Source organism: Amycolatopsis plumensis, assembly GCF_042652605.1.
Taxonomy (GTDB): Bacteria; Actinomycetota; Actinomycetes; order Mycobacteriales; family Pseudonocardiaceae; genus Amycolatopsis; species Amycolatopsis plumensis.
Map to the genome: position 1 here is coordinate 4365116 of NZ_JBHSJY010000001.1, position 26743 is coordinate 4391858.

Consider the following 26743-nt stretch of genomic DNA (forward strand, 5'->3'; position numbering starts at 1 on the left):
ACCTTCACCGTCATGACAAGGCTTCTTCTCGTCCTCGCCGTCCTGATGCTGGCGACGGCGACCCCGGCCGGCGCGACCCCGCCCCAGGACGTCGACGGCTACGTCCGTGCCTACCTCGACCACACCGGCCTGCCCGGCGCGGCGGTCGCCGTCACCCACGGTGACGACGTCGTCCGCGTCGCCGGCTATGGCCACGATGCCGCGGGTGCTCCCCTCACCGCGTCGAGCCGGCTGCCGGTCGCGTCGCTGAGCAAGTCCATGACGGCCTTCGCCGTCCTCCAGCTGGCCGAAGCGGGACGGCTGAGACTGGACGAGCCGGTGACGCGGTACCTGCCGGACTTCCGGCTCGCCGATCCGCGCGGCACGAAGATCACCGTCCGGATGCTGCTGGACCAGACGTCCGGGATGGCCGACTCGGCGTTCCCCGACCTCGCGCTGCCGCAGCCGCACACGCTCGCCGAGGCCGTCACCCGGTTGCGGGACGCGGAACTCGCCGACGAGCCCGGCATGCGGTTCCACTACCACAACCCGAACTACGAGGTCGCCGCCCGGATCGTCGAGGTCGTCGCCGGGCAGCCGTTCGCCGACTACCTGAGGACGAAGCTGTTCGCGCCGCTCGGCATGACCGCGAGCACTTCCGTGGACACGCCGCCGCCCGGGACCGAGGGGCACGTCCGGGCCTTCGGAATCGAGGTCGCCGTGTCCGAACCGGACTGGTTCACCGGCGGCAGCCACGGCGTGTTGACCACCGCCGAGGACCTGGCCAAGTGGCTGCGGGCGCAGCAGGACGGCGGCGGCGTGCTGTCCCCGGCGTCCGTCCGGCTGGCGCACACGCCCGCACCGGGACGGGACTACGCGCTGGGCTGGCGGGCCCGGGACGGCCGCGTGTCCCACACCGGCGAGTGGTTCACCCACACCGCGGCGCAGGTGCTGCTGCCCGGTGGGTACGGCGTCGCCGTGGTGGCGAACACCGGGATGGCGCTGGACAACGAGGCGGAGCTGCTGGCCGACGGCCTCGCGAGCCTGCTCGAGGGCGGGGCGCCGGAGCCCGCGACGCCGGCCGGGGTGGTCGCCGACCGGGTGCTCGGGGCGCTGGCCCTGGTCGCGGTGGCGCTCGCGGTCCTCGGCGTCCGGCGGGCCGGGCGGAAGCCCCGGTGGTGGCGGCTGGTGCCGCCGCTGCTGCCGCTGCTGCCCCTGGTGTTCCTGCCGGAGCTGCTCGGGTGGGTATTCGCCGGACGGCGGGGTACCTACGCCCAGGTGCTCTACGTCTGGCCGGGGCTGGTGGTCGCGCTCGGCGTGGCCGCACTGGCGGGCCTGACCGTGGCCGTGGCCAGGGCACGGGCCCTCGTGAGTGGCACGCGAGGCCACGACCAGGAAGAATCGGACGAGACGAGGGGAGACGCCCAGTGGGCATCGGCAAGCAGGCGAAGCGGGTCCTGATCATCGTGGCGGGTGGCGTGCTGCTGGTGGTCGGGGTGCTGCTGCTCGTGCTGCCCGGCCCCGGGCTGCTGCTGGTGCTCGCCGGGTTGCTGCTGCTGGCGTCGGAGTTCCCGGCGCTGGAGAAGTACGTCGACCCGGTGCGTGACCGGGCGATGAAGGCGGCCGAGGACAGCGTGTCGTCACCGCTGCGCATCGCCGGCTCGGTGCTGGCCGGGCTGGCGCTGCTGGCGGCGGGGATCGTCTGGGGAACGGTGAAGTCGCTGCCGTTCAGCGGGTGGAGCACCGGGTCGAGCCTGATCCTGTCGTCGGTGATCCTGTTCGCGCTGCTGGGCTGGAGCTACCACCGGGTCAACGCGCGCCGCGAGGCCGGGACCAAGGCGTCGACCGACCGGTAGCCTCGGCGCCATGAGCGCCGGATTCCAGCGCGCCCGCCGGCCCGAGCAGATCGAGGCGCGCCGGCGGGTCATCCTCGCCGTCGCGAGGGAGCTGCTCGCCGAGCGGCCGGTCGCCGACATCAGCCTGCGCGAACTCAGCTGCCGGGTCGGGCTGGCGAAGTCCAATGTGCTCCGGTACTTCGACAGCCGCGAAGCGATCTTCCTGGAGGTCCTCGACAGCGCGTGGACGGCTTGGCTCGACGACCTGGAGGAGGCCCTCGGGACACCGGGCCCGGCGGAACCCGGCTTCGCCCGCGAAGAGCGGATCGCCGGCACGCTCGCGGCGACGCTCGCCGCGCGGCCGGTGCTGTGCGAGCTGCTGAGTGCCATGGCGCCGGTGCTGGAGCGCAACATCCCGGTGGAGTTCGCCCGCAGCTTCAAACGCCGGGCCGCCGCGAACACCGAGCGGCTGGGCGAGCTGGTGCGGGTCCGGGTGCCGGAGCTGCCGCCGGACGCGGCCCGGCACTTCGCCCGCGGGGTGGTGGTCCTCGTGTCGGGCACGTGGCCCGCCGCCCACCCGACGGCGGCCGTGGCGGCCGCCGAGCAGGGCGGGCCGCCGGTGTTCGGGCTGGCGGAGGGCCTCACGAACCTGCTGGCCGGTCTGGTCGCCCGGCGGCGGTGACGAGCCGCCGTCCCCCTGGAACGCGAGGGCCCGGGGACCGCGATCGCGGTCCCCGGACCCGATACGCACCGGCGGTTGCCTACTTCCCGCTCGAGTACAGCGCGCTCACGTCCGCGTCGGACAGCGCCCGGTCGTAGACGTGGACCTGGTCGACCGCCCCGTTGAGGAAGTCGACCGGGCCGCCGCCGTACTTGCCGCGGCCGATCACCGTGTGGCCGGTCGACGCGTCGCCGAGGCAGACGCTCTTCGTGGCCGCCAGCTGACCGTCGACGTACAGCTTCAGCGTGCCCGAAGCCGCGTCACGGACGCCGACCACGTGGTACCAGCGGTTCGCTTCCGGAGCCGTGGGCGCCAGGGCCCGCGTGCCCACGAAGCTCATCGCGAGCCGGTGGTCCGCACCCGAGTACTGCAGGAAGAACGCGCTGTTGCTGTCGCCGTCCTGGCTCACGATCGTCTGGAAGCCATCGCCGACCGCGTTGAAGCGGACCCACGCCGCCGCGCTGTAGCTGCCTTCGGTGTTCACCAGTGCGGCACCCGTGTCGGCGTACTGGCCCGACCCGTTCACCGCCAGCGCCGAACCGCTCTTGCCCGCAGTCCAGGACGCGCCGCCGACCAGCGTGGCGTCGTGGCTGCCGACGACGTCCTCGGCCACCGTGCCCACGTTCTCGTCGAACGGGTAGGCGGCGATGCCGTCGATCCCGGGCGTCCCGGCGGGAACGGACGGGCCGGATACCGGGGCGCCGGTGGCTCCCTTGATCACCGCCAGGTTCGCCGCGCGGACCGCCGCGAAGTCCATCTTCTTCACCTGCCGGTCGTAGGTGAAGAAGCCGTTGACCTCCTTCTCGACGTCGGTGGTCTGCGTGTAGACCCCCGCGGACACCCCGCACCGCTGGGCCACCAGCAGCAGGCGCTGCTGGAGCTCGCCGTAGCGCCGGGTCAGCGTCGCGCTGTCGGGCTCCATCTCGTAGGCGAAGCTGCCCGCCGCGTCGAACTCGTGCCCGGCGACCTTGAGGCCGAGGCCGCCGTACTCGCCGTCGACCGCCGCGCGCGTGCCGGTCTGCATCGGGGTGCCCGGGCCGGTGTAGCTGTGGTCGTCGTAGATGTCACCGCGGCCGCTGTCCGGTTCGGACCGGCAGCAGTTGACGCCGGATTCGGCGTTCACCAGCCGCGTGGGGTCCCAGGACTTGACCAGGTCGGCGATGCGGCCGACCTCGTAGTCGCCCCAGCCCTCGTTGAACGGCACCCAGCTGACGATCGACGGGAAGCTGCGGTGCTGGTCGATCATCCGCTTCATCTCGGACTCGAAGGTGACCCGCGAAGCCGCGGACGGCTCGACGTCGTCCTTCATCGCCGGCATGTCCTGCCACACCATCAGCCCGAGCTTGTCGGCGTAGTAGTACCAGCGGTCCGGCTCGACCTTGATGTGCTTGCGCACCATGTTGAAGCCGAGCGCCTTCTCCTGCTCCAGGTCGAACTTCAGCGCCGCGTCGGTCGGCGCGGTGTAGATGCCGTCCGGCCAGAAGCCCTGGTCGAGCGGGCCGACCTGCATGACGAACTTGCCGTTGAGCAGCATCCGCTGCTTGCCGTCGGCGGTCTTGCCGAGGCCGACCGTGCGCAGCCCGAAGTACGAGCCGACCTCGTCGCCCGACGGGACGAGCTTCACCCGCAGGTCGTAGAGGAACGGGTCGTCCGGCGACCACAGGTGCGGCCGGTCCACCGTGAGCTTCAACGGCTTGTTCGCGTCGCCGGACACGCGCCCGACCGGGCGGCCGTGGTCGTAGGCGACGGCTTCGACGCGCTGCTTCACCGGCCCGCCGACGACGGCGTTCACCGTCACGGACCCGAGGTCCGGCGTGATGTCCAGGCGGTCGATGCGCGAGGCCGCCACCGGCTCCATCCAGACGGTCTGCCAGATGCCCGACGACGGCGTGTAGAAGATGCCGTCACCGGGTTGGCGCTGCTTGCCCAGCGGCTGCCCGCCGGCGTCGTTCGGATCCGCGACGCCGACGATCAGTTCCTGGTCGCGCGCGGTGGTGAGGGCGTCGGTGACGTCGACCGAGAACGCGTCGTAGCCCCCGGTGTGCCGGGAGACGGTCTTGCCGTTGACGATGACCGTCGTGTCGTAGTCGACGGCCTGGAAGTGCAGCAGGATCCGCTGTCCCCGCCAGTCGCGGGGCAGCTGGAACGTCCGCCGGTACCACATGTTCGTCTCGTGGCGCATGATCCCGGACAGCGCGGACTCGACCGGGTACGGCACGAGGATGCGCTCGCCCAGCGTCTTGCCCACCGGCGCGGCCTCCCCGGGCTTGGCCGAGGAGAACTCCCAGACGCCGTTGAGGTTCTGCCACTTCGAGCGGGTCAGCTGCGGTCTCGGGTAGTCCGGCAATGCGTTCGCCGGCGAGACGTCGTTGGTCCACGGCGTGGACAGCGGCGGGGTGAGCCGCTGCCACTGCGGGGGAGACGCGGCGTGCGCGGCGGGGACCGCGAATCCGGTCAGGGCCAGCGCCAGCACGGCGGCCAGTCGGGCGGGGCGGAACATCGGTGAACCTCCTGGTAGGGGACGAGGGTTCAGCGGGTACGGGAGCGCGCGAGCAGGCGCTGGATCACCACGACGACGAGCAGGAAGGCCCCGCTCACCACCGTCTGGTAGTTGGAATCGAGCGTGCCGATCTGGTTGATGACGTTCTGGATCAGCGTGCGCAGCAGCACGCCGACGAGCGTGCCGATGATCGTCCCGGCGCCGCCGGTGAGCAGCGTGCCGCCGATGACGACGACGGAGATCGCGTCGAGTTCGGTGCCGACGCCGATCACCGTGACGCCGGACTGCAGGTACGCGGCGGTGAGGATGCCCGCGACCCCGGCGAGCGCGCCGCTGAGCGTGTAGAGGCTGATCTTGGTGCGGGCCACCGGAAGGCCCATCAGCAACGCCGACTGCTCGGCGCCGCCGATGGCGAACACCGACTGGCCGAACCGCGTCCGGCGCAGCAGGAGCCCGCCGAGAGCGAACAGGACCAGCGTCAGGTAGACCGGGACGCCGACGCCGAAGATCGTGCCCTGGCCCAGCCAGAGGAACGCCGAGCCGGCGTCCACTTTGTACGTCGTCGCGCCTTCGGACGTCAGTGCCAGCAGGAGCCCCCTGGCGAACAGCAGCGACGCCAGCGTCACGATGAACGGCGCCATCCCGGTGCGGGCGATGAGCAGGCCGTTGACCAGCCCGATCAGCGAGCACACCGCCAGGGGCAGCAGGATCGCCACGACCAGCCCGTATTGGGCGCCGTACGCGGCGAGGACGCCGCCCAGCGCGTAGTTCGAGCCGACCGACAGGTCGATGCCGCCGGAGATGATCACGAACGTCATGCCGAGCGCGATGACCGCGAGGAACGAGCTCTGCAGCGCGAGGTCGCGCAGGTTGTCGGGGGAGCCGAAGCGGGGGAAGGCGAACCACGCGGCGGCGATGCCGAGCACGAGCACGACGGCCGCGCCCTGGCGTTGGAGGACTCCGGCGAGCGCGGCGTTGCGCTCGGCGGTTGGGGTGGCAGTCATCGGCTGCTCCGCTCGCGGGCGACGTAGACCGCGACGACGATGATGGCCGCCTGGACCATCTGCGCGGTCGAGTCCGGCAGGTTGTGCTTGATCAGGGTGGCGTGCACGAGCTGCATGAGCAGCGCGCCGAACACGGTGCCGAGCACGCGGACCCGGCCGCCGGTCAGCGGCGTGCCGCCGACCACGACCGCGGTGATCGCGGACAGCTCCATCAGCAGTCCCAGGTCGTTCGGGTCGCTGGCGCCCAGCCTCGACGTCGCCAGCACGCCGGCCACCGCGGCCAGCGCCCCGGAGATGACGTAGACGCCGACGAGCACGCGTTTCACCGGCAGGCCGGCCAGGGTGCTCGCGGCCCGGTTGCCGCCGATGGCGACCAGGTGCCGCCCGAACGTGGTGCGCTGCACGACCAGCCCCGCCAGCACGGAGAGCACGCCCGCGACGACGACCATGATCGGGACGCCGAGCACGTCACCGGTGCCGAGCTCCAGGAAGTCGCGGTTGTGCAGCTGGACGAGCTGGCCGTGGGCGATGACCAGGGCGAGCCCGCGGCCGCCGACGAGCAGGGCGAGGGTCGCGATGATCGGCTGGATGCCCAGGTAGGCCACCAGGTAGCCGCTGAACAGGCCCGAGACGATCCCGGCGATGACGGCGACGATGATCGCCGTCAGCGGGCCCGCGCCCAGGTAGAGCGGGATGAGCGCGGCGGCGATCGACATCACCGAGCCGACCGAGAGGTCGATGCCCTCGGTGCCGATCACCAGCGCCATGCCGAGCGCGACGATGCAGACCGGCGCCGCCTGCACCAGCTGGGTGCGGAAGTTGGCCGCGGACAGGAAGTTCTCGGTGAACACGACGTTGAACAGCACCAGCACGACGACGGCGAGGTAGACGCCGTAGTTCTGCAGCCACGCGGTGACCTTCGCGCGCTCAAGGGTGGCGGTGGACATCGTTGTCACCCCCGGTGCTTTCCGCCGCGATGGCCGTCAGGACGTTCTCCTCGGTGATGCGGTCGCCGGTCAGCTCGCCGGCGACCGCGCCGTCGCGCAGGACGACCACCCGGTCGGACCCGTCGATCAGTTCCTCCAGTTCGGACGAGATGAGCAGCACGCCGAGCCCTTCCTGCGCGAGTTCGTCGATCAGCGCCTGGACCTCGGCCTTGGCGCCGACGTCGATGCCGCGGGTCGGCTCGTCGAGCAGCAGGATCTTCGGGCCGGTGGCGAGCCAGCGGGCCAGCAGCACCTTCTGCTGGTTGCCGCCGGACAGCTCCGACACCTTCTGCTCGGGCCCGGCCGCCTTGATCCGCAGGCGTTCCATGAAGATCTTGACGATCTTGTCCTGCCTGGCCTTGCTGACCAGGCCGAACGGCGAGAGCGTCGGCAGGGCGGCGAGCACGATGTTCTCCCGGACCGACAGGTTCGGGATGATGCCGTCGGTCTTGCGGTCCTCGGCCAGCAACGCGATCCCGGCCCGCACGGCTTGGGCGATCTTGCCCTTCTTCAGCGGTTTCCCGGCCAGCAGCACGCTGCCGCCGTCGAGGGGGAACGCGCCGACGATGGCCCGCGCGGTCTCGCTGCGGCCGGAGCCGAGCAGCCCGGCCAGGCCGACGACCTCGCCGGGCCGGATGCTCACCGAGACGTCGTGCAGCTTCCGCATGCCGGAAAGGTTTTCGGCCTTGAGCAGCGGCTCGCGCTCGACGTCGTGCTCTTCGCCGAACGCCGTGACGCCCTCTTCGCGGATCTGCTTGATCTCCCGGCCGAGCATCTTCGACACGAGCTCGATGCGCGGCAGCGGCTTGAGTGGTCCACTGTGGACGACCCGGCCGTCGCGCAGCACGGTGACGCTGTCGCACACCCGGTACAGCTCGTCCATCCGGTGGCTGACGTAGACGATCGCGATGCCTTGGGCGTGCAGCCGGTTCAGCACCTCGAACAGCGTCTCGACCTCGCGAGGCTCGAGCGACGACGTCGGCTCGTCCATGATGACGACCTTGGCGTCGGTCGAGACCGCGCGGGCGAGCGCGACCATCTGCTGCGCGCCGACACCGAGGGTGTGCAGCGGCCGCTTGACGTCGTCGTCGATGCCGTAGCCCTTGAGCAGCTCGCGGGCGTCGGCGTACATTTTCGACCAGTCGACGAGACCGGTCTTCGTGCGCGGTTCGCGGCCGAGGAAGACGTTGCCGGCGATGCTCATCAGCGGGACGAGGTTGACCTCCTGGTAGATCGTGGAGATCCCGGCGCGCTGCGCGTCGATCGGCCGCTTGAAGGTCACCGGCTCGCCGAGGTGGCGCACCTCGCCCTCGTCGGGCTGGTAGACGCCGGTGAGCACCTTGATCAGCGTGGACTTGCCGGCGCCGTTCTCGCCGACCAGCGCGTGCACCTCGCCCGGCCGCAGCGCGAAGCTGACGTCGTCGAGCGCGAGGGTGCCGGGGAACCGCTTGGTCACCCCGGTCACCTCGAGCACCGGTGCGGTCGTCATGGCGGCGTCCTCTTCAGCAGCGTCCTCTTCGGTGGCGGCCGTCATTTGTAGGAGTTCCCGACCTTCTGCGCGGCGTTGGTTTCGTCGTACTGGTCGTCGGAGATGACGATGCTCGCCGGGATCGGCTCGCCGGTCTCGAACTTCTGCAGCGTCTGGAAGGCCAGCGGGCCGAAGCGCGGGTTGGACTCGATCACGGCGTTGTAGCTGCCGTCGACGATGAGCTGCACGGCGTTGCGGGTGCCGTCGATGGAGACGATCTTGACGTCCTTGCCCGGGGTCTTGCCCGCGGTCTTGAGCGCGTTCACCGCGCCGACGCCCATCTCGTCGTTTTCGGCGTAGACCGCGGTGATGTCCGGGTGGCTCTGGATGAGCTGCTCCATCACGGCCTGGCCCTTGGACCGGTCGAACTCGCCGGTCTGCTCGGCGACCACGGACAGGCCGGGCGTCTTCGCCAGCTCGTCCTTGAACCCCTTGGTGCGGTCGGTGGTGACGTTGTTGCCGGACGAGCCGAGCAGGATCGCGACCTTGCCGGTGCCGCCGGTCGACTTCACCATCGCCTGCGCCGCGCGCTGGCCCTGTTCGACGAAGTTGGAGCCGATGAAGGTCAGGTAGTCGGTGCACGGCTGGGACGTCACCTTGCGGTCGATGGTGACGACCGGGACCTTCTTGGCCTTCGCCGCGTCGAGGGCGGGCTGGAGGCCGTCGGAGTTCAGTGGTGCGACGATCAGCAGCTGGGCGCCCCGGTCGAGCATCGACTTGATGTCGCTGATCTGCCGGTTGAGGTCGCTCTGGGCGTTGGTGACCAGCAGGTTGCCGATGCCCAGCTTCGCGGCTTCGTCGCGGATGGACTGCGTCTCGGTGATCCGGAAGGGGTTGGCCTCCTTTTCGGACTGTGAGAAACCGACCACCGCCGTCTTCAGGTCGACCTTGGGGTAACCGGTCTTCTGCAGCGTGCAGCCGTCGGCGGACGGCGCGGCGGACTGGGCGCTCGCGGCCGGCCCGCCGCCGCTGGACGGCGCCGCGGGGGTTTCTTCCCTGCTGGTGCAGGAGGTGAGGGTCAGCGCGGCGGCGGCCGCGGTGACCAGGACCAGTCGGGGACGGGAGGACAAGAGCACGGCGACTCCTCGGGCAGCGTCGTTGGTGGCCCGCTCGCCGGGGTGATCGGGGTCACCGCGGGAGCCTTGAGGTACTTTTTACATCGTTGGAACAACGTTGTAAACCGGCAGCGGCTCGCTACACTTCGTGCTCACTCTCTGAAGGGACCGCCCGTGACCGTGACGCTCAAGGACGTCGCCACGCTCGCCGGAGTTTCGGTGAAGACGGTGTCGAACGTCGTGAACGGCTACGCCTTCGTCAAGCCGGAGAACCGGCGGCGCGTCGAGGAGGCGCTGGCGGCGACCGGGTACCGGCCGAACGTCGGGGCGCGCAACCTCCGCCGCGGCCGCACCGGCTTCCTGGCGCTGATGGTGCCGGAGCTGTCGATCCCGTACTTCGGCGAGCTGGCCGGCCTGGTCATCACGGCGGCGCAGAAGCGCGGCTGGAGCGTCCTGATCGAACAGACGCAGGGAACGCGGTCGCGGGAGCGGGAGACGCTCTCGTCGCTCGGGCCGCACCTGGTCGACGGGGCCCTGGTGCACCCGGAAGCCCTGCAGGCGGCGGACTTCCCGGCCGACCCGGGCGGCATCCCGCTGGTCATGCTGGGCGAGCACGCGGTGGACATGCCGATCGACCACGTGGCGATCGACAACGTCCTGGCCGCGCGCACGGCGGTGTCCCATTTGGCTTCACTGGGGCGAACGCGGATCGCGGCGATCGGGCGCAACCCGGACCGCGGGACGTCGTCGCAGCGGCTGGCCGGCTACCGCGCGGGGCTGTCGGCGGCCGGTTTGCCCTATTCGGACGCTTTGGTGGCCCCGGCCGAGAAGTGGCACCGGTCGGTGGGCGCGGCGGCGATGAAGTCGTTGCTGGCGCTGCCTTCCCCGCCGGACGCGGTGTTCTGCTTCAACGACCTGCTGGCCGTCGGCGCGCTGCGCGCGGTGGCCGAGCTGGGCCTGCGGGTGCCCGAGGACGTGGCGATCGTGGGTTTCGACAACAACGAAGAGAGCGCATTCTCCCTGCCGTCGCTGACGACGATCGCGCCGGACAAAACGGCCCTGGCCGAGGCGGCGGTGGACCTCGTGCACCGGCGCATCACCGGGGACAAGACGTCCCCACCGCAGGACATCCAGACCCCGTTCGCCCTGGAGATCCGCGAAAGCACCCGCGGCCGCTGACGTCCGGCAAACCCGTCTCTAGCCGGGGATGGCTCCGAGACTCATGTCGGCCATGGTTCCGGCGATACCGGTGGCCCGGTCCGAGGCGATGAACGTGACGACCTCGGCCAGTTCGCCGAGGCTCGGCAGGCGGTTGCGGTGTGTCCGCTCGGCCACCATGGCCTGGAACTGCTCGGGGGCGATTCCGTGGGCCTTGGCGTGGATGCCGAACACCTCTTCGATCGTGCCGCTGTCGGGCATGCCCTGGGTCCGGACGCCGGCCACGCGTACGCCGTGCGGCGCGAGTTCGACGGAGAGGTCCCTGATCAGGGCTTCCTCGGCCGCCATGGCCACGGCCACGCCACCGAGGAGCGGAGTGGCGAGCCGGGCGGGAATCGAGGTCACGGTCATGATCACGCCCGCGCCGGTGGCGGCCATGTGCCGGCCGGCCAGGCGTGCGGTCACGAAGTTGGCGCGTACGTGCTCGTTGACGGGTCGCATGAACTCCTCGACGCCGAGGTCGACGAGCGGCACGCCTTGCAGCGTGGTGTTGCGGAGCCCGACGGCGTTGAACGAGATGTCGACGCCGCCTGCCTTCCCGATCACCGTGTCGAGGTGCTCGGCCACGGCGTTCTCGTCGAGCGCGTCGACCTGCGCGGCCTCGGCGACGCCGCCGTCGGCGAGGATCTCCTTGGCCAGTACCGCCACCTTCGACAGGGTGCGCCCGGTCAGGAAGAGGCGTGCCCCCTCGCGCGCGAATGTTCTGGCGACGGCGTGCCCGATGGCGCCGCCGGCTCCGTAGATCACGGCCGTCTTGTCCTGCAGCAGACTCGTGTTCATGGGTAAGCCCTTCCGCTACTGGTTTCCGGCCGCGGTGAGGAGCGCCGCGTTCCGGCGTTCGAGCGTCTTGACCGCCCCGCTGTTCCAGCTGTCGGCAAGCGCCCGGGAGAAGGGATCGGGGAAGATTTCGTCCGCTCCCTTGGCCAGCCCGTCGAGGACGGCCGCGGCCACCGACCGCGGTGACGCCTTCGGGATCTCGAGGTCGCGCACCATGTCGGTGTCCACGGGACCGGGCAGCACGGCGTGGACGTCCACGCCCTGGCCGGCGAGGGTGGCACGCAGGGACTGCGTCCACGAGAAGGCAGCCGCCTTGGAGATCGAGTACGCCGGGCTGATGGGCACGGCCGCCACCGCGGCCAGGGACAGCACGTTGACGATCGCGCCTCGCGACTCGACGAGCCGGGGCAGGAAGGCCTGCGTGACGGCGTGCGGTCCGAAGAGGTTGACCGCGAGATGCCGCTCGAGGGCGGCTCGATCGGCCAGCCCTTCATAGCCGTAGACGCCCGCGTTGTTGATCAGGACATCGAGCGAATCGACGGTCTCGGCGGCGAGGTCGATCCGGGCGGGGTCCGTCAGGTCCAGGACCAGGGACGTGACGCGCTCGTCGGCCGGGTTCAGGGCCTGCCGGGTGGCGGCGTAGACCCGTTCGGCGCCCCGGTTCAGCGCCTCCTCGACCAGCGCCTTTCCGATGCCGCGGCCGGCCCCGGTGACCAGGACTGTCTTGCCCGTGAGTGTCATGGGTGCTCCTCGTGAGGTGGAATCGAACTGTCGAGGGTGCAGACACGACGCGGTGGCGGAATTGGGCGGCCGTGGTGCGCCCAGTTCCCGGCCGGCCCGGTGTCTGAACCGGAGAAGGGCCGGCGAAAACCGAAACCAGGTGGGGTGATGAGACGTGACAGCGAGCGAGCTGATCGCGAGCGCGCAGGCCGGCGACGGCGAGGCGTTCCGGCAGCTGACCGAGCCGCATCGCCGGGAGCTGCACCTGCACTGCTACCGGCTGCTGGGCTCGTTCCAGGACGCCGAGGACGCTTTGCAGGACACGCTGCTCGCGGCGTGGCGGGCACTCGACCGGTTCGAGGGGCGTGCCTCGATCCGCACCTGGCTGTACCGGATCGCCACGAACCAGTGCCTCAACGCGATTCGCTCGGCCGGCCGTCGCCCGGCGAAGGCGTGGGATGTGCCCGAGATCGAACCGCCCGAGCCGAGCCGGCTGGGCGAAGTCGTGTGGCTGGAGCCGTACCCGGACGCTCTCCTCGACGGCGGGCTCGCCGCGCCGCTCGGACCGGAAGCGCGCTACGAGCGGAAAGAGGCCATCTCGCTGGCGTTCGTCACCGCGCTGCAGATCCTGCCGGCCCGCCAGCGTGCCGTCCTGATCCTGCGCGAGGTGCTCGGCTACCCGGCGGCCGAGGTCGCCGACCTGCTCGGCTCCTCCGTCGATTCGGTCACCAGCGCACTCAAACGCGCTCGCGCCACGCTGGAACGGCGAATCCGGCCGAGCGGGATGGACGATTCACCACCCGCGCCCGCCTCGCCGGCCGAAGAGGCACTGGTGGCGAAGTTCGCCCACGCCTACGAGTCCGGCGACGTCGACGTCCTGATCGGCCTGCTCACCGACGACGCTCGCGTCTCGATGCCGCCGATGCCGCTCGAATACCTCGGCCGCGACGCCGTCTCCGGGTTCTACACCGCTCTCATGCGCGCCGACCGGAACTACCACCTGGTGCCCACGCGCGCGAACGGGCAACCGGCGTTCGGTACCTATGTGCGCTCGGGCCGCGATGGCATCCGGCGGGGGACCGGGCTCGTGGTCCTCACCTTGGCCGGCGACCGGGTCAGCGCCGTGACCCGGTTCGACAACAGCGTCCTTCCGTGGTTCGGGCTCCCGCGGTCCTTGCCCGGCAACTGACCTCCTCGCGTCAGCGGGCGGGCCAGTGCCAGGACGGGCGGTCCAGGCGGCCCTGGCCGGACACCTTCGTCTCGCCGTACTCCTTCTCCAGCTCGACCGTGCCCACGTCCGTGATCTCCTCGAGCGCGCGGATCAGGGGCCGGGCGTGGGAGACCACCACCAGCTGGGTTTCCTTCGCCGCCGTCGCGATCAGGGTCGCCAAGGCCGGGAGGAGGTCCGGATGGAGGCTCGTCTCCGGCTCGTTCAGCACCAGCAGTTCCGGCGGGCGCGGGGTCAGCAGGGCCGCCACCCACAGCAGGAACCGCAGCGTGCCGTCCGACAGCTCCGCCGCCGACAGCGGCCGCAGCAGGCCGTGCTGGCGGAACTCGACCGACAGCAGGCCGTCGTCGGAGCGTCGCACCTCCACGGTCGAGCCCGGGAAGGCCGCGTCGACCACTTCCGCGAGCTCCGCGGCCCGGCCCACCTCGATGATCGTCTGCAGGGCGGCCGCGAGGTCCGCGCCGTCGTGGGACAGCACCGGGGTGCGGGTGCCGATGCGGGACTGGCGGGCCGGGGCGCCGGCGTCGGTGCGGAAGTGGTCGTAGAACCGCCACGACCGGATCCGTTCCCGCAGCACCAGCAGCTCCGGGCAGGCCCGTGGATCGGCGAACTCGCTCAGCATGCTGTCGGTCAACCGGATCTTGAACCGTTCGTCGCCCCACGCCCCGGAAGCCACGCGGGTGCGCACGGACGGGCCGGCCCGGTCGGCGAGCAACGCCGCCGGCCGCAGGTACGGCCCCGTCCACACCGCTTCCCTCTTGAACTCCGGGTCGAGGTTGAACAACGTCTTCTTGCCCGGCACCGGCAATCCCAGGTCGAGGGCGTAGCCGAACTCGTCGCCCGCGAAGCCGAGCCGCAGCCCGACGGCCTTCGTGTGCACCTTGCCCTCGACGCGCGTGGTTCCCCGGCGCACGCCGTTCTCCGGGCCGGCCCACAGCGTCGACGGCAGCCCGCCCTCCCGGGCGAGCGCCGCCACGGCGCCGTTGCGCGACGCGTCCGCCAGCAGCCGCAGTGCCCGGTACAGGCTCGACTTGCCGCTGCCGTTCGGCCCGGTGACGACGGTCAGGCCGGACAGCGGCACCACCAGGTCACGCAGCGAGCGGTAGTTCTCGACGGCCAGCGTGGTCAGCATCCCCAGAACCTAGCCGCGACCCCAGCAGGTCGTGCGGCTCGGGGCCGTGCGGCTCAGCCGACCGGGTCGGCCAGCGGGATGTCCTCCTCGCCGAGCCACGATCCGCGCCACGCCAGATCGCCTCTGGCCAGGGGCTTTCCGCAGGCGTCGCACTTCGGGCCCGGCCGGGTGGCCTGCCCGCAGCGGGTGTGGACGAGCGTCGTCGGCCCGGCTTCGGAGGACGTGTGGGTGTGCCCCCACGTGCCGAGGGCGTGCAGCACCGGCAGGGCGTCCGAGCCGGCCTGGGTGAGGCGGTACTCGTGGCGGGTGCGGCCGCCGTCGCGGTAGGGGAGCTTCGTCAGCAGGCCGCGGTCGACGAGCTTGACCAGCCGGGTGGTCAGCACGTTGTCGGCGATGCCGAGCTGGGCGCGGAAGTCCTCGAACCGGGTGGTGCCCGCGGTGGCGTTGCGCAGGATCAGCAGCGTCCACGGCTCGCCGAGGACGTCGGCGGCGCGGGCGATCGGGCAGGCGGCGTCGGCCCAGGTGATGCGACGGCTCATCGTGTGATCCCTTCGACCTGACTTGCTTGGAGCAAGTCTACGTCGTAGTGTCGTCCCCAGCTAGCTTGCAACGAGCAAGTCAGGTGTGAGAGGAGTTCGTCATGGAGATCGCGGGTGCGGTGGCGCTGGTGACCGGAGCCAACCGGGGACTCGGCCGGCGGTTCGCCGCGGAGCTGCTGGAGCGGGGAGCCGCCAAGGTGTACGCGGCCGCGCGGAACCCCGAGTCGATCGATCTGCCGGGGGTGGTCCCGCTGCGCCTCGACGTGACCGACCCGGCGTCGATCCGGGACGCCGCCGCGGTGGCGAGCGACGTCACGCTGCTGGTGAACAACGCCGGTTCGTTCACGCAGGCGTCGCTGCTCAAGGGGTCCATCGAGGACATCCGGCTGGAGATGGACACGCACTACTTCGGCACCCTCGCCGTGACGCGCGAGTTCGCGCCGGTCCTCGAGCGCAACGGCGGCGGCGCGGTGCTCAACGTGCTGTCGGTGCTTTCCTGGTTCACCGCACCGCAGGTGGCGGCGTACTCCGCGGCGAAGTCCGCGGCCTGGTCGCTGACCAACGCGCTGCGCCTGGAACTGGCGCCGCAGAAGACGCAGGTGACGGCGCTGCACGTCGGGTACATGGACACCGACATGGCCCAGCACGTCGACGGCCCGAAGGTCGACCCGGCGGTCGTGGCGGGCCTGGCCTTGGACGGCGTCGAGGAAGGCCGGTTCGAGGTGCTCGCCGACGACGTCAGCCGGAACGTGCGCGCCGGGCTCGCCGGCGATCTCTCCGTGCTGTACCCCGCACTGGTTTCCTGAAGGCGTTTTCCCGACCCCGGAATACGGGCGTGCCCGCCGCGGGCGTATGAATAGGCGGGTGGCGGAACGCGTCGAAACGGGAATGGGACGGACGAGAAACCGCTGGGGGGAAGGCGAACGGTTGCGCGGCGAGATCCTGGCCGCGGCCGGCCGGTTGCTCGCCGAGCTCGGCGGCGAGGACGGGCTGACGATCCGCGGCGTCGCCCGCGCCGTCGGCATCGCCCCGGCGAGCATCTACCAGCATTTCTCCGATCGTGCGGAATTGGTCCGCGGATTGCTCGACCACGAATACGCCCGGCTGCGGGATTCGATGCGCGCGGCCGAGGCGGCAATCGGCGAATCCGACCCCGTCGGCCGCGTCCGGGCGCAGATTCACGCGTACTGCGCGTTCGCGATGGAGAACCCGGGCCATTACCGGTTGATGCTGGCGAACGGGGCTTCCCGGCCGGACCCGGACGGCCGCGCGGAGGGCCCGCTGCTGGACGTGATCGACCGGCTGGCGGCGGGCTTCGAGCGCTGCGTCGAGGCGGGCCACCCGCTGCGGGTGACCCCGGGCCGCGCGGCGGCGGTGGTGTTCGTGGGCGCGCACGGGCGGGTGGCGTTGTTCCACAGCGTGCTCCACCGGACCGGGGCGGAGCTGGTGGAGCCGTTCGTGGACGAGCTGGTGTCGCTGGTGTTCAAGTGAGCGGCTTCCGCATGAGGACGCAGGTGGTCTCGTAACGGCGGATCGAGCCGTCGGGCGCCAGTTCGTCCCAGCCGTCGGGTTCACTGCCGTAGGCGGCATAGCCGAGCCGCTCGTACAACGCGCGCGCACGCGGATTTCCGGCTTCGACACCCAGCTCGGAGCGGGCCAGGCCGCGCGCCCGCATCCGCTCTTCGGCGGCGAGTACCAGCGCGGTCCCGATCCCGCACGACTGCAGGACCGGGTGCACGGCGAGCTGCCCGATGGTGCCCGCTCCGGCGATCTTGCGGTAGTCGATCAGTCCTTTGCCGACGGGCAGCCCCGACGGCGCCGCGCAGGCGACGAGGTATTCGGCGTCGTCCCGGCGGAGCTCCCGCGCCACGTGTTCGAGGTGCAGGCGCGAGCCCGACCAGCCGCACCCGGGCAGGTCGGCTTCGGTGAGGTCGCGGATGACCAGGGGAACCACGATTTCGGAGCGCACGGCTGCACGGTAGCGAGCTTCCCGGGGAAGGGAATCCGAATTTCAGCCGGTCGCGACGTCATCAGATCGCGCGCTGGGCCGCGTCCAGGTTCTCCGCCAGCCAGGCCGACACGAACCGCTCCCGGTCCGCGTTCGTGTCGTTCCGCGGCACCATCTCCGCCAGCATGATCAAGCCCAGGTACACCCGGTACAACGTCAGCCGGCGGCCGGCCGGGGCGTCGAAACCGGCCCGGCCGTAGCCCTCCATCAGTGGCTCGTCCAAGTCGTGGAACAACGTCAGGGACACGAACTCCGCCACCGGGTCGCCCCAGAACGCGCGCTCGGCGTCGACGATGCCCGACACGTGGCCGTCCTGGACCAGGATGTTGCCCTGCCACAGGTCGAAGTGGACCAGCACCGGCGTCGTGACCAGCTCCAGCAGCGGCTCGTGGCGGCGCACCAGGTGCGCGATCTCCGCCGCCGGGCGGGGCAGGCGGACGCCGTAGCGGACGGCGTCCGCGAGGATCGCGTCGACCATCGCGGTGAACGCCGAAGCCCACGTCGGGTGCAGCGGGTCCTGGAGGTAGCCGAACCCCTCGCCGGTCGTCCGGTGCAGGCGCGCCACGATCGCGCCCAGTTCGGCACGCAGGTGCGGGCCGGTGCCGGGCGTCCGGTTCCACGGCTCGCCCGGCACCTCCGTCATCAGCAGGAACCCCGGCCCGGCGCCCACCACCGACGGCAGCGGCCCGGACGCCAGGCGGTAGTACTCCGCCTCCGTCGCCAGCAGGTCGTGTTCGTAGGTCAGGCCCGAGGCCGACGGCGCGATCTTGAGCACCAGCCGTCGGCCGTCCGCCAGCCGCAGCCGCACCGCCCGGTTGTACGTTCCGCCGCCGAGGTCCTCGGCCGCCACCACCGAAGCCGGGTCGATGCCCGCCGCCGTCAGCTGCCCTTCCACTCCGCCGAGTCTCCCAGCTTTTCCGCCGCGTCGGCCAGGTCCTCGGTGGTCGGGGCGTCGTCCTGGGTCAGGCTGCGCCGCCAGTAGCCGGTGAACTCGATCGCGCTCTTGTCCCAGCCGCGCTCGCCGACGAGGTGGCGCCGCAGCGCGCGCGGACCGTCGAAGCCTCCCCGGCCAGCCACGCCGCCGCTCCCGCCGGCAGTGTCGCCGTGCGCACCGCCTCCAGGAGACGGCGGCCGTGCTCGGCGCCGTCGCGGTGCAGCCAGTGGACCTCGCCGGGCAGCGGCTGCTCCTCGGCGGCGTCCGCGACCTCGAGGAACACCACCGCGTTGTCCACTTCGGACAGAATGGAGGCGACGGCGGGGATCGCCGTCTCGTCGCCCGCGCACAGCAGGGTGCCCGCTGTGGGCAGGGGACGGCGGTAGGCCGGATCCGGTCCGTACCGGCCGAGGACCTCCCCCACCGCCGCCTGGGCGGCCCAGGCGGTGGCCGGTCCGGCCGAACCGGAGTGCAGCACGAAGTCGACGTCGATCGTGTCGCCGTCCCGCGAGCGCACCGTGTAGCTGCGCATCACCGGGCGTTCCTCCGCCGGGATCGCCAGGTACGCCTGGTACCACCGCATGACGTCGTCGTCCGCCGACGGCAGCCGGACTGGGTGACCCGGTGGCGGGAAGAGGAGCTTGAGCTGCTGGTCCGGCCACGGCTCCATGCCCTCCAGGCCGGAGCCGGTGAAGGTGATGCGCACGACCCGCGGCGTCACCCGGCGGACCGCCGTCACTTCGAGCAGACCGGTCGGCTTCACGGCTTCTCCAGGTATTCGCGCAGGTGGCGGGCGGTCAGCGTCGAGGCGTCCGCGACGAGCGAAGCCGGCGTGCCTTCGAAGACGACCCGGCCGCCGTCGTGGCCGGCGCCGGGGCCGAGGTCGATCAGCCAGTCGGCGTGGGCCATCACGGCCTGGTGGTGCTCGATGACGATCACCGTGTTGCCCGCGTCGACGATCCGGTCGAGCAACGCCAGCAGCTGGTCGACGTCGGCGAGGTGCAGGCCGGTCGTCGGCTCGTCGAGGATGTAGGTCGAGCCCTTCTCGGCCATCCGGATCGCCAGCTTGAGCCGCTGCCGCTCGCCGCCGGACAGCGTGGTCAGCGGCTGCCCGAGCGTCAGGTAGCCGAGGCCGACGTCGGCGAGGCGGTCGAGGACCGTCCGCGCGGTGCCGCCGTCGAAGAACTCGCGGGCCTCGGCGACGGACATGGCCAGCACCTCGCTGATGTTCTTGCCGCGCAGCTCGTAGGTGAGCACCTTCGGCGTGAACCGCCGGCCCTCGCACTCTTCGCAGACCGACGCGACCCCGGCCATCATCGCCAGGTCCGTGTAGATCACGCCGAGGCCCTTGCACTTCGGGCAGGCGCCTTCGGAGTTGGCGCTGAACAGGCTCGCCTTGACCCCGTTGGCCTTGGCGAAGGCCGCGCGGATGGGGTCGAGCAGGCCGGTGTAGGTCGCCGGGTTGGACCGCCGGGAGCCGCGGATCGCCGACTGGTCGACCACGACGACGTCGTCGCGCCTGCCCAGCGAGCCGTGGATCAGCGACGACTTCCCGGATCCGGCCACGCCGGTGACCACGGTCAGCACGCCGAGCGGGACGTCGACGCTGACGTCCCGCAGGTTGTGCAGCCTGGCCCCGGTGATCGAGACGTGCCCGGTCGGCGTGCGCACCGAAGGGCGCAGCGTGACGCGGTGGTCGAGGTGCCGGCCGGTGAGCGTGCCGGACGCGCGCAGGCCGTCGACGCTGCCGGTGTAGCAGAGCCGGCCGCCGTCGGTGCCCGCGCCGGGGCCGAGGTCGACGACGTGGTCGGCGATCCGGATGGTCTCCGGCTTGTGCTCGACGACCAGGATCGTGTTCCCTTTGTCCCGCAGGCACAACAACAGGTTGTTCATCCGTTCGATGTCGTGCGGGTGCAGCCCGACGGTCGGTTCGTCGAAGACGTAGGTGACGTCGGTGAGGCTGGAGCCCAGGTGCCGCACCATCTTCACGCGCTGCGCCTCGCCGCCCGAGAGCGTCGCGGATTCGCGGTCGAGGGAGAGGTAGCCGAGGCCGATCTCGACGAGTGAGTCCAGGGTGTCGCGCAGGTTGCCCAGCAGTGGCCGGATCGACGGCGCGTCGAGGTTCCGGACGAACTCCGCGAGGTCGCTGATCTGCATGGCGGCGCAGTCGGCGATGTTCCGGCCGTCGATCTTCGCCGACAGCGCGGCTTGGTTGAGCCGGGCGCCGCCGCACTCGCCGCAGGTGGCGAAGGCCGCCGCCTTCTCGATGAACGCCCGCAGCTTCGGCTGCAGCGATTCGACGTCCTTGTGCAGGTAGAGCCGCCGGACCTTCACCGCGAGGCCCTCGTAGGTGACGTTGGTCTTGCCGACCTTCACCTTGCAGGAATCCTTGTGCAGCAGGGCGTCGAGCTGCTCCGGCGTGAAGTCGCGGATCTTCGTGTCGGGGTCGTAGAAGCCGGAGGAGAGGTAGGTCTGCACGTACCAGGTGTCCGGCGTGAAGCCCGGCACCTGGATCGCGCCCTCGTTGAGGGAGAGGTCGAAGTCGAGCAGGGCGTCGACGTCGAGGTCGGACACCCGGCCGAGACCTTCGCAGGCCGGGCACATGCCCTCGGGCAGGTTGAAGCTGAACGCGCCGGACGTGCCGACGTACGGTTCGCCGAGCCGGGAGAAGGCGATCCGCAGCATGGCGTAGGCGTCGGTCGCGGTGCCGACCGTGGAGCGCGAGTTGGCGCCCATCCGCTCCTGGTCGACGACGATGGCCGCGCTGAGGTTTTCCAGCAGGTCGACGTCCGGGCGCGAGAGGCTCGGCATGAACGACTGGAGGAAGGCGCTGTAGGTCTCGTTGATCAGCCGCTGGGACTCGGCCGCGATGGTGCCGAAGACCAGGGACGACTTGCCGGAGCCGGAGACGCCCGTGAACACCGTGAGCCGGCGCTTCGGGATGTCCAGGTCGATGCCGGTCAGGTTGTTCTCCCGGGCCCCCCGGACCTCGATCACGTCGTGGGTGTCGGCGGCCCGCCTGGGTGAAGTCATACCGTCCTTCTTGATACTTTAGGCTGTAAAGTGATCTGCCAGCGTACAATACTTTAGGGTGTAAGGAGTCGGCAAGGTGGTCGTCTTCGCGGGTCAGGGCGACGCCCGGCGGTCCATGGAGCTGCTCTGGGGGCCGCGGGTGGTGGCCCCCCGCACCGGCCCGGGACCGAAACCGGGCCTGTCCGTCGAGGCGATCGTCGCGACGGCGATCGAAATCGCGGACGCCGAGGGCATGGCGGCGCTGTCGATGCGGTCGGTCGGGGAACGCCTCGGCCGCACGGCGATGGCGCTGTACACGTACGTGCCGGGCAAGACCGAGCTGGTCGACCTCATGTACGACCGGACGCTGGGCGAGCTGCCGTCGTTGTTCTCCTCGTCGGCCGGGTGGCGCCCGGCCGCGCTGGCCCTGGCCGGCGCGCTGTGGGACCTGCACCTGCGGCACCCGTGGCTGTTGCAGGTCTCGCCGGCGCGGCCGGTGCTGGGCCCGGGGGAGTTCCACGTGCAGGAGACGCTGCTGTCCGTCCTGGCCGCGACCGGGCTGCCGCTGACCCGGGTCCGCTGGGTGGTGGCGGCGCTGTTCAACATCGTGCGGGGGTCGGTGCAGGCGGCGGCGGAGTCGCGCCAGGCGGCCCGCGAGACGGGACAGTCCGAAGAGGACTGGTGGCACGCGCGGTCGGCGTTGCTGGGCGAGCTGGCACCGGACCTGACGACCCGCTTCCCGACCGTGGCCCGCCTCGGCGAGGAGGGGGCTTTCGAGCCGTCCGACGAGCCTTACCTGGAGCGCGAGGCGCGGCTGTCGTTCGAGGCGGGGCTGGAGCTGCTGCTGGACGGCGTCGAGGCGGCGATCGTCAAGGCTTCCGGGCCTCGATGAGGAACCTCGTCGTGTGGGCCGCGAACGACCCGTCGCGCTCGATGCGTTCGTGCAGTTCCCGCAGCTTGTCCCGGTACTGCCCGACCGTGAAGCCCGGCACCATCCAGATCACCTTGCGCAGGAAGTAGACCACCGCGCCGATGTCGAAGAACTCCGTGCGCAGCGACTCCGAGCGCAGGTCGATCACCTCCAGGCCCGCCGCTTCGGCTGCCCGCACCGCCCGGTCGGGGTGGCGGCTGGTGCGTGCCTCCTCGGGTTGCGGGCCGAGGAAGAACTCGACCAGCTCGAACACGCTCGCCGGGCCGACCTGCTGGGAGAAGTACGTTCCCCCGGGTCGCAGGACGCGGGCGATCTCGCGCCAGCCGGTCGTCACCGGGTGGCGGCTGCTGACGAGGTCGAACACGGCGTCGCGGAAGGGGAAGCCCGCCGTGGCCACGACGTCGACCCCGCGCGGCCGGAGCCGGGCCGAGGCCTTGGCGATGTTCGGCGGCCAGGACTCGGTCGCGACCATCAGGGGCGGCAGCGACGGGCAGCCGTCCAGGACTTCGCCGCCGCCGGTTTCCAGGTCGAGCGCCGCCCGGGCCGAAGCCAGGCGGGCACCCAGGAGGCGCTGGTAACCCCACGACGGGCGGGCTTCGGTGGCGCGGCCGTCGAGCCAGGAGAAGTCCCAGCCTTCGACGGACACCGCTTCGGCCTCGGCCACCAAGTCCTCGAACACACCCCGATGGTCACAAAGCGGGCGGCGGGCCGCCACCCGATTTCCGGACCGGCGGCGGGGGCACCGGCTTGGCGAGCGTCACCGCGGAGAACGCCACCACGACCGGGCCGCGCCGGGTCTCGACCGTGCACGTCGTCTCGTCCCGGGCGACGAGGTTCCCGAGCGCGTCCGTGAAGCCGCCTTCGATGCGGTAGCGCACCACGACCCTCGTCCCGAGCGGCAGTTCGCGCAGCAGTTTCACAGCCGGGCGCTCAGCTCCGCGTCCGAAGGCTCGACCAGGAACGACCCGTCCTCGAAGACGATCGTCGGGATCCGGCAGGCGCCGTCCTGCAGCTCGCGGACCCGCCGCTCGGCCGCCGCGTCCGCCTCGACGTCCACATAGGAGTATTCGACGCCTTCGCGGTCGAGCAGCGCGCGGCTGCGCTTCACGTCCGGGCACCAGCTCGCGCCGTAGACCGTCAGTTTCACGAAACTACCTCCGTAGCAGCGATTTCCACCGGGGCGTGGCCCAACTCTGCCAGCCAGCCGCGGAACACCCGGTGCAGGGCCTCCGCCCCGACGACCTCGTCCGGGAACGACAGCTCGCGGGGGTGCACCACGAAGCCGTGCTGCTGCGGCCCACCCAGCCCGCCGTGCGAGCCCACGTGCGTTTCGAACGGCGACGCCTGGTCCGACTCCGGGTCGTACCGGCTGTTGATCATTACGTCCGCGCAGTGCGGGAAGGTGTCCACCCGGGCGATCAGGTCCGCCGCGTGCGGGCCGTACGGCGTCAACGGGTCCTCACCGATGACGACACCGGTGGCCAGCCGGTGCAGGCCGTCACGGCCCAGCACCACCGGGCCGAATTCGCGGCTGCGGACCAGCAGGAACCCCACCCCGGGGTGGTCCACCAAGGCCGGCAGCAGGTCCGGGAACTCGCGCTCGATCGTCTCCAGCTCGACCCGGCCCGCGTGCTCGGTGAACGAAACCATCGCCAGGTGCCCGGACACGACGACCACCACGCCGGGCGCCACGCGGGTGACCGCGCCGGGCGAGCCGGACGTCGTGCGCGGCCGGTCCTCGGCGCACTCCGCGTCCTCCACCCGGGCGCGCAGCCGGCGCGCGATCAGGCCGCCGCTCTTCGTCGCCTCCGCCAGGGCCGCGTTGATCTGCCAGCTCTCGGCCTGCCGGCGCTTGCCTGCCGACGGCGACGGCGCACCACCGCACAGCCGGCCGACGTACGCCTCGATCGTCTCGCCGAACCGCTGCGAGAACGCCTGACCCTGGGTCTGGCCGTGGTCCGACAGCGCCACCACGTGGTAGCGGCGTGGAGCGAGCCGCGAAGCCCGGTGCAGCCGCGCGATCTGCTGGTCGATCGAGCGCAGCACCGACAGCGTGTCGAACCGCTCGATGCCGGAGTGGTGCGCGACCTCGTCGTAGCCGAGGAAGTCCGCGTACACCACCGGCCGCCCGGCCAGCATGTCGCCGAGGATCGCCGACACGACGACGTCCCGCGCGATCACCGTGGTGCCCGGCCGGGCGAGGGGGTACCAGCCGCCGCGCGGGATCCGGGGCACCACGCCGGCCCGGCGCTGGCGCACCGACGCGCTGATTTCCCGGAAGACGTCGACGAGTGCGACGGCGAACGTGCGCAGCGCGTTGACCGGGTTCGCGAAGTAGGCGTAGTAGCCCGCGCCGAGACGGTCGCGGTGGTGGCGCAGCAGCTTCTTCGGCACCAGCACCGGGATCGAGCTCATCGTGAGGCTGACGTGGGCGGCGTCGCCGGAGAACAGGTTGCCGCGGCTCGCGCCGTCGCCGGCCAGCAGGCCGCGGCCGTCGGAGTGACGCCGTTCGATCTCGGCCGCGTCCGCCGGGTGCGCGCACGCCATCACGTGGTCGCGGTCCTTTTCGTACCAGCGGAACCCGAGGATGTCGTGGTTGGAGCCGTGCAGGATGCCGCAGACACTCGCCCCGGTCTGCGAGCTCCAGTCGGTGTGCCACCGGTTCAGCGTGTGGCTGTCCTCGGCGAGCCACGCGGCGAACGTCGGCATGTCGCCGTCGCGGATCGCACGGCGGACGGTGTCGTACCCGAGGCCGTCGATCTGCAGGAACAGCACGCCGGGCGGTTGTTCCGCGGCGCCGGGTTCGTGGTGGTGGCGACGGCGGCGCCGGGCGGCGCGGCGGAAGAAGATCTCGTCCTCGTCGACGGCGAGCAGGCTGGAGATGAGCGCGCCGACGGCGGCCATGCCGAGCGTGACGAGCACCGCCGTCCGGAAGCCCGCGACCTCGACGCCGGGCACGGTCCGGAAGACGGCGAGGGTGCCGGCGCCGAGCAGCAGGAACCCGAAGCCGCCGAAGGTGACGAACGCCAGCGGGTAGGCGATCCGCATGACCAGCGGCCAGACGACGGCGGTGAGCAGGGCGAGCAGCAGCGCGCAGACCGTCGGCTGCCACCAGTGCGTCATCCGGAAGCCGGGCAGGAGCACGTCGAGGAGGCGCAGCGCGCCGGTCACCGCGATCCAGACGCCCACCGCGCGGGCGACGGCCCGGCCGCCGCGCAGCAGCCTGCCTTTCGGGGCGGCCGTCGTCACACCGGCTCCTTGGTCCGGCGCCGCCACCGGGCGATCAGGTTGGCCAGCACGGTGACCAGCAGGACGAGCACCGTGGCCAGCAGCGTCGCGACGAGGGGCGAGTCGAAGAGGCCGCCGCTGAGGATGCCGAGCAGGGCGTACGCGGTCGCCCAGAGCACGCACGCGCCGAGCGCCGCGGGCAGCAGGCGCCGCCACGGGTAACTCAGCGCGGCCGCCGCGAGCAGCACCGGGATGCGCCCGGCCGGGACGAGCCTGCCGATCACCACGAGCTGCCAGCCGCGGCGGGCGAACTGCTCGCGGGCCTTGTCGAGGCGTTCGGCGGGCTGGCGGCGGCTGATCCAGCGGAACGCGGCTTCGCTGCCCAGACGCGGGATCCCGAACGTCACGACGTCGCCGACGTACGCACCGAGGGTGGCGAGGACGATCACGAGCGGCAGGGACAGGTGGCCGGTGGTCGTCGCGACGGCGGCCGCGGCGCCGACCACCGCGCCGGTCGGCACGACCGGGACGATCGAGCCGAGCAGCACGCCGCCGAACACCGCGGGGTAGCCGATGGCGGCGGGGTCGGTCCAGTTCACGCGCGGTCCCGCGGGGCGGGCAGGACGACGTCGGCGCCCGGCTGCGTGAAGAGCACTTCGGTCCGGCCTCGCGCTTCGGCGGCGAACACGCGCGGCGGGTCGGCGAGCAGGCGTCGCATCCGGGCGGTGCGCCGGACCCCGGGGAGGGCGAGCGTGCCCCAGTGCACGGGGACGGCCGCGCGGGCCTGGACCAGCGCGGCGGCCTGCGCGGCGCGGGCGGGGTCGAGGTGGCCGGGGCCGAGGTTCGGTCCCCAGCCCCAGACGGGCAGCAGGGCGACGTCGACCGGGCCGAGGTCGCGCATGCCGTCGAAGAGGTCGGTGTCGCCGGCGTTGTAGATCTTCCGGCCGTCGCCTTCGATCAGGTGGCCGAGTGCGGGGCTTTGCGGGCCGTGGGTCAGGCGCGGTCCCCACCGGTGTCCGGAGTGGACGGCTTCGGTGGCGGTGACGGTCAGGCCGCCGTCGGTGAGCGTCTCGCCGGGCGCGATCTCCTCGACGTTCCGGAAGCCCTTTTTGGTGAGCCAGCCGGCGGCGCCGCGGGGGACGACGATCCGGGCGCCGGGGCCGAGCAGCTTGAGCGACGGCAGGTGCAGGTGGTCGCCGTGCAGGTGGGACAGCAGGACGAGGTCGACATCCGCGTAGCTCGCCGGTGGCGGCGGGGGAACGACCCGAACGAGCCCGCCGACGCGCGCGGTGAGCACGGGATCGGTCAGCACGACCCGGTCGCCGAGTGCCAGGCGGACGGTCGAATGGCCGAGGAAGCGCAGGCTGAAGCCGCTCACGCCCCGAGTATCACCTCCGCCGCCGTCGAA

At 71.6% G+C, this 26743-nt stretch carries 27 protein-coding genes; 8 read left to right on the forward strand and 19 right to left on the reverse strand.

The features are described 5' to 3' along the window. Positions 1–12 precede the first annotated feature (12 nt). Genes ACFPLC_RS21160 through ACFPLC_RS21170 form a run of 3 tightly spaced genes read left to right on the forward strand, consistent with a single transcriptional unit; the run spans position 13 to position 2496 of the window. A complete protein-coding gene (locus ACFPLC_RS21160; RefSeq protein WP_378200663.1) occupies positions 13–1440 on the forward strand; it encodes a serine hydrolase domain-containing protein in 1428 nt (475 codons plus the stop codon). Further along, a complete protein-coding gene (locus tag ACFPLC_RS21165) occupies positions 1407–1835 on the forward strand; it encodes a PGPGW domain-containing protein (protein ID WP_378200660.1) in 429 nt (142 codons plus the stop codon). Before ACFPLC_RS21160 ends, ACFPLC_RS21165 begins: the two co-directional genes overlap by 34 nt. Before the next feature lie 10 nt (positions 1836–1845). After that, positions 1846–2496 carry a TetR/AcrR family transcriptional regulator gene (locus ACFPLC_RS21170; protein WP_378200657.1) on the forward strand — a complete coding sequence of 217 codons (651 nt, stop codon included), beginning with the start codon at positions 1846–1848 and terminating at the stop codon, positions 2494–2496. Positions 2497–2575: 79 nt separating this feature from the next. Here ACFPLC_RS21170 and ACFPLC_RS21175 read toward each other — a convergent pair whose 3' ends face one another. Genes ACFPLC_RS21175 through ACFPLC_RS21195 form a run of 5 tightly spaced genes read right to left on the reverse strand, consistent with a single transcriptional unit; the run spans position 2576 to position 9629 of the window. Further along, a complete protein-coding gene (locus ACFPLC_RS21175) occupies positions 2576–5035 on the reverse strand; it encodes a LamG-like jellyroll fold domain-containing protein (RefSeq protein ID WP_378200654.1) in 2460 nt (819 codons plus the stop codon). A 29-nt stretch (positions 5036–5064) separates the two neighbouring features. Then, a complete protein-coding gene (locus ACFPLC_RS21180) occupies positions 5065–6039 on the reverse strand; it encodes an ABC transporter permease (protein WP_378200651.1) in 975 nt (324 codons plus the stop codon). Further along, positions 6036–6986 carry an ABC transporter permease gene (locus ACFPLC_RS21185; RefSeq protein ID WP_378200648.1) on the reverse strand — a complete coding sequence of 317 codons (951 nt, stop codon included), beginning with the start codon at positions 6984–6986 and terminating at the stop codon, positions 6036–6038. The genes ACFPLC_RS21180 and ACFPLC_RS21185 overlap by 4 nt, the downstream gene beginning before the upstream one ends. Further along, complete coding sequence (locus ACFPLC_RS21190) at positions 6967–8559, reverse strand: sugar ABC transporter ATP-binding protein (RefSeq protein WP_378235887.1); 1593 nt, start codon at positions 8557–8559, stop codon at positions 6967–6969. Before ACFPLC_RS21190 ends, ACFPLC_RS21185 begins: the two co-directional genes overlap by 20 nt. Then, positions 8556–9629, reverse strand: a complete 1074-nt coding sequence (locus ACFPLC_RS21195; RefSeq protein WP_378200642.1) for an ABC transporter substrate-binding protein — start codon at positions 9627–9629, stop codon at positions 8556–8558. Before ACFPLC_RS21195 ends, ACFPLC_RS21190 begins: the two co-directional genes overlap by 4 nt. Positions 9630–9782: 153 nt before the next feature. Between ACFPLC_RS21195 and ACFPLC_RS21200 the strand changes: the two genes are divergently transcribed. After that, positions 9783–10787, forward strand: a complete 1005-nt coding sequence (locus tag ACFPLC_RS21200; RefSeq protein WP_378200639.1) for a LacI family DNA-binding transcriptional regulator — start codon at positions 9783–9785, stop codon at positions 10785–10787. Positions 10788–10805: 18 nt separating this feature from the next. Here the strand turns inward: ACFPLC_RS21200 and ACFPLC_RS21205 are convergent, their stop codons facing one another. Both ACFPLC_RS21205 and ACFPLC_RS21210 read right to left on the reverse strand, forming a co-directional pair. Next, a complete protein-coding gene (locus tag ACFPLC_RS21205; protein ID WP_378200636.1) occupies positions 10806–11606 on the reverse strand; it encodes an SDR family NAD(P)-dependent oxidoreductase in 801 nt (266 codons plus the stop codon). Between the two features lie 15 nt (positions 11607–11621). Next, positions 11622–12344, reverse strand: coding sequence for an SDR family NAD(P)-dependent oxidoreductase (locus ACFPLC_RS21210; protein ID WP_378200633.1), 723 nt, complete (start codon positions 12342–12344; stop codon positions 11622–11624). Positions 12345–12498: 154 nt separating this feature from the next. Here ACFPLC_RS21210 and ACFPLC_RS21215 point away from each other — a divergent pair, with 154 nt between their 5' ends. Beyond that, the gene (locus ACFPLC_RS21215) at positions 12499–13512 is read left to right on the forward strand and encodes a sigma-70 family RNA polymerase sigma factor (protein WP_378200630.1); all 1014 of its coding nucleotides are present in this window, start codon (positions 12499–12501) and stop codon (positions 13510–13512) included. A 10-nt stretch (positions 13513–13522) separates the two neighbouring features. Here ACFPLC_RS21215 and ACFPLC_RS21220 read toward each other — a convergent pair whose 3' ends face one another. Continuing rightward, positions 13523–14683 carry an AAA family ATPase gene (locus ACFPLC_RS21220; RefSeq protein WP_378200627.1) on the reverse strand — a complete coding sequence of 387 codons (1161 nt, stop codon included), beginning with the start codon at positions 14681–14683 and terminating at the stop codon, positions 13523–13525. 53 nt (positions 14684–14736) lie between these two features. Then, the gene (locus ACFPLC_RS21225; protein ID WP_378200624.1) at positions 14737–15222 is read right to left on the reverse strand and encodes a winged helix-turn-helix transcriptional regulator; all 486 of its coding nucleotides are present in this window, start codon (positions 15220–15222) and stop codon (positions 14737–14739) included. Positions 15223–15323: 101 nt separating this feature from the next. Here ACFPLC_RS21225 and ACFPLC_RS21230 point away from each other — a divergent pair, with 101 nt between their 5' ends. Both ACFPLC_RS21230 and ACFPLC_RS21235 read left to right on the forward strand, forming a co-directional pair. After that, positions 15324–16028 (forward strand): SDR family oxidoreductase, encoded by a 705-nt coding sequence (locus ACFPLC_RS21230; protein WP_378200621.1) that lies wholly within the window; start codon positions 15324–15326, stop codon positions 16026–16028. 82 nt (positions 16029–16110) lie between these two features. Then, positions 16111–16713 (forward strand): TetR/AcrR family transcriptional regulator, encoded by a 603-nt coding sequence (locus ACFPLC_RS21235; protein ID WP_378235888.1) that lies wholly within the window; start codon positions 16111–16113, stop codon positions 16711–16713. On the opposite strand, the gene ACFPLC_RS21240 is transcribed toward ACFPLC_RS21235, so the two are convergent. The 4 genes from ACFPLC_RS21240 to ACFPLC_RS21255 form a co-directional block, all read right to left on the reverse strand. Next, a complete protein-coding gene (locus tag ACFPLC_RS21240) occupies positions 16706–17191 on the reverse strand; it encodes a GNAT family N-acetyltransferase (protein ID WP_378200615.1) in 486 nt (161 codons plus the stop codon). The genes ACFPLC_RS21235 and ACFPLC_RS21240 overlap by 8 nt on opposite strands. Before the next feature lie 61 nt (positions 17192–17252). After that, complete coding sequence (locus ACFPLC_RS21245) at positions 17253–18125, reverse strand: phosphotransferase (RefSeq protein WP_378200612.1); 873 nt, start codon at positions 18123–18125, stop codon at positions 17253–17255. Between the two features lie 67 nt (positions 18126–18192). Continuing rightward, a complete protein-coding gene (locus ACFPLC_RS21250) occupies positions 18193–18927 on the reverse strand; it encodes a siderophore-interacting protein (RefSeq protein ID WP_378200609.1) in 735 nt (244 codons plus the stop codon). Next, complete coding sequence (locus ACFPLC_RS21255) at positions 18924–21197, reverse strand: ATP-binding cassette domain-containing protein (RefSeq protein ID WP_378200606.1); 2274 nt, start codon at positions 21195–21197, stop codon at positions 18924–18926. Before ACFPLC_RS21255 ends, ACFPLC_RS21250 begins: the two co-directional genes overlap by 4 nt. Positions 21198–21273: 76 nt before the next feature. Here ACFPLC_RS21255 and ACFPLC_RS21260 point away from each other — a divergent pair, with 76 nt between their 5' ends. Next, positions 21274–22068: a TetR/AcrR family transcriptional regulator gene (locus tag ACFPLC_RS21260; RefSeq protein ID WP_378200603.1), complete on the forward strand. Its 795-nt coding sequence runs from the start codon at positions 21274–21276 to the stop codon at positions 22066–22068. Here ACFPLC_RS21260 and ACFPLC_RS21265 read toward each other — a convergent pair. From ACFPLC_RS21265 to ACFPLC_RS21290, 6 genes are read right to left on the reverse strand one after another with little or no spacing between them, the layout of a single operon-like run. Next, positions 22046–22786, reverse strand: a complete 741-nt coding sequence (locus ACFPLC_RS21265; RefSeq protein WP_378200600.1) for a methyltransferase domain-containing protein — start codon at positions 22784–22786, stop codon at positions 22046–22048. The two genes, ACFPLC_RS21260 and ACFPLC_RS21265, sit on opposite strands and share 23 nt — an antisense overlap. Before the next feature lie 10 nt (positions 22787–22796). After that, positions 22797–23027 (reverse strand): putative acetyltransferase, encoded by a 231-nt coding sequence (locus ACFPLC_RS21270; RefSeq protein ID WP_378200597.1) that lies wholly within the window; start codon positions 23025–23027, stop codon positions 22797–22799. Beyond that, positions 23024–23254 (reverse strand): glutaredoxin domain-containing protein, encoded by a 231-nt coding sequence (locus ACFPLC_RS21275; RefSeq protein WP_378200594.1) that lies wholly within the window; start codon positions 23252–23254, stop codon positions 23024–23026. Before ACFPLC_RS21275 ends, ACFPLC_RS21270 begins: the two co-directional genes overlap by 4 nt. Next, positions 23251–25356, reverse strand: a complete 2106-nt coding sequence (locus ACFPLC_RS21280; RefSeq protein WP_378200591.1) for a phage holin family protein — start codon at positions 25354–25356, stop codon at positions 23251–23253. Before ACFPLC_RS21280 ends, ACFPLC_RS21275 begins: the two co-directional genes overlap by 4 nt. Further along, complete coding sequence (locus ACFPLC_RS21285; RefSeq protein ID WP_378235890.1) at positions 25353–25934, reverse strand: DedA family protein; 582 nt, start codon at positions 25932–25934, stop codon at positions 25353–25355. The genes ACFPLC_RS21280 and ACFPLC_RS21285 overlap by 4 nt, the downstream gene beginning before the upstream one ends. Further along, complete coding sequence (locus ACFPLC_RS21290) at positions 25931–26713, reverse strand: MBL fold metallo-hydrolase (RefSeq protein ID WP_378200586.1); 783 nt, start codon at positions 26711–26713, stop codon at positions 25931–25933. Before ACFPLC_RS21290 ends, ACFPLC_RS21285 begins: the two co-directional genes overlap by 4 nt. Positions 26714–26743: the final 30 nt, after the last annotated feature.

What these genes read in the sequence shown, in the direction of transcription:
- ACFPLC_RS21180 (WP_378200651.1), bottom strand. Translation starts at nt 6,039, where the DNA reads ATGACTGCCACCCCAACCGCCGAGCGCAACGCCGCGCTCGCCGGAGTC.
- ACFPLC_RS21205 (WP_378200636.1), bottom strand. Translation starts at nt 11,606, where the DNA reads ATGAACACGAGTCTGCTGCAGGACAAGACGGCCGTGATCTACGGAGCC.
- ACFPLC_RS21235 (WP_378235888.1), top strand. Translation starts at nt 16,111, where the DNA reads ATGGGACGGACGAGAAACCGCTGGGGGGAAGGCGAACGGTTGCGCGGC.
- ACFPLC_RS21225 (WP_378200624.1), bottom strand. Translation starts at nt 15,222, where the DNA reads ATGAGCCGTCGCATCACCTGGGCCGACGCCGCCTGCCCGATCGCCCGC.
- ACFPLC_RS21185 (WP_378200648.1), bottom strand. Translation starts at nt 6,986, where the DNA reads ATGTCCACCGCCACCCTTGAGCGCGCGAAGGTCACCGCGTGGCTGCAG.
- ACFPLC_RS21255 (WP_378200606.1), bottom strand. Translation starts at nt 21,197, where the DNA reads ATGACTTCACCCAGGCGGGCCGCCGACACCCACGACGTGATCGAGGTC.
- ACFPLC_RS21210 (WP_378200633.1), bottom strand. Translation starts at nt 12,344, where the DNA reads ATGACACTCACGGGCAAGACAGTCCTGGTCACCGGGGCCGGCCGCGGC.
- ACFPLC_RS21230 (WP_378200621.1), top strand. Translation starts at nt 15,324, where the DNA reads ATGGAGATCGCGGGTGCGGTGGCGCTGGTGACCGGAGCCAACCGGGGA.
- ACFPLC_RS21190 (WP_378235887.1), bottom strand. Translation starts at nt 8,559, where the DNA reads ATGACGGCCGCCACCGAAGAGGACGCTGCTGAAGAGGACGCCGCCATG.
- ACFPLC_RS21170 (WP_378200657.1), top strand. Translation starts at nt 1,846, where the DNA reads ATGAGCGCCGGATTCCAGCGCGCCCGCCGGCCCGAGCAGATCGAGGCG.
- ACFPLC_RS21160 (WP_378200663.1), top strand. Translation starts at nt 13, where the DNA reads ATGACAAGGCTTCTTCTCGTCCTCGCCGTCCTGATGCTGGCGACGGCG.
- ACFPLC_RS21175 (WP_378200654.1), bottom strand. Translation starts at nt 5,035, where the DNA reads ATGTTCCGCCCCGCCCGACTGGCCGCCGTGCTGGCGCTGGCCCTGACC.
- ACFPLC_RS21220 (WP_378200627.1), bottom strand. Translation starts at nt 14,683, where the DNA reads ATGCTGACCACGCTGGCCGTCGAGAACTACCGCTCGCTGCGTGACCTG.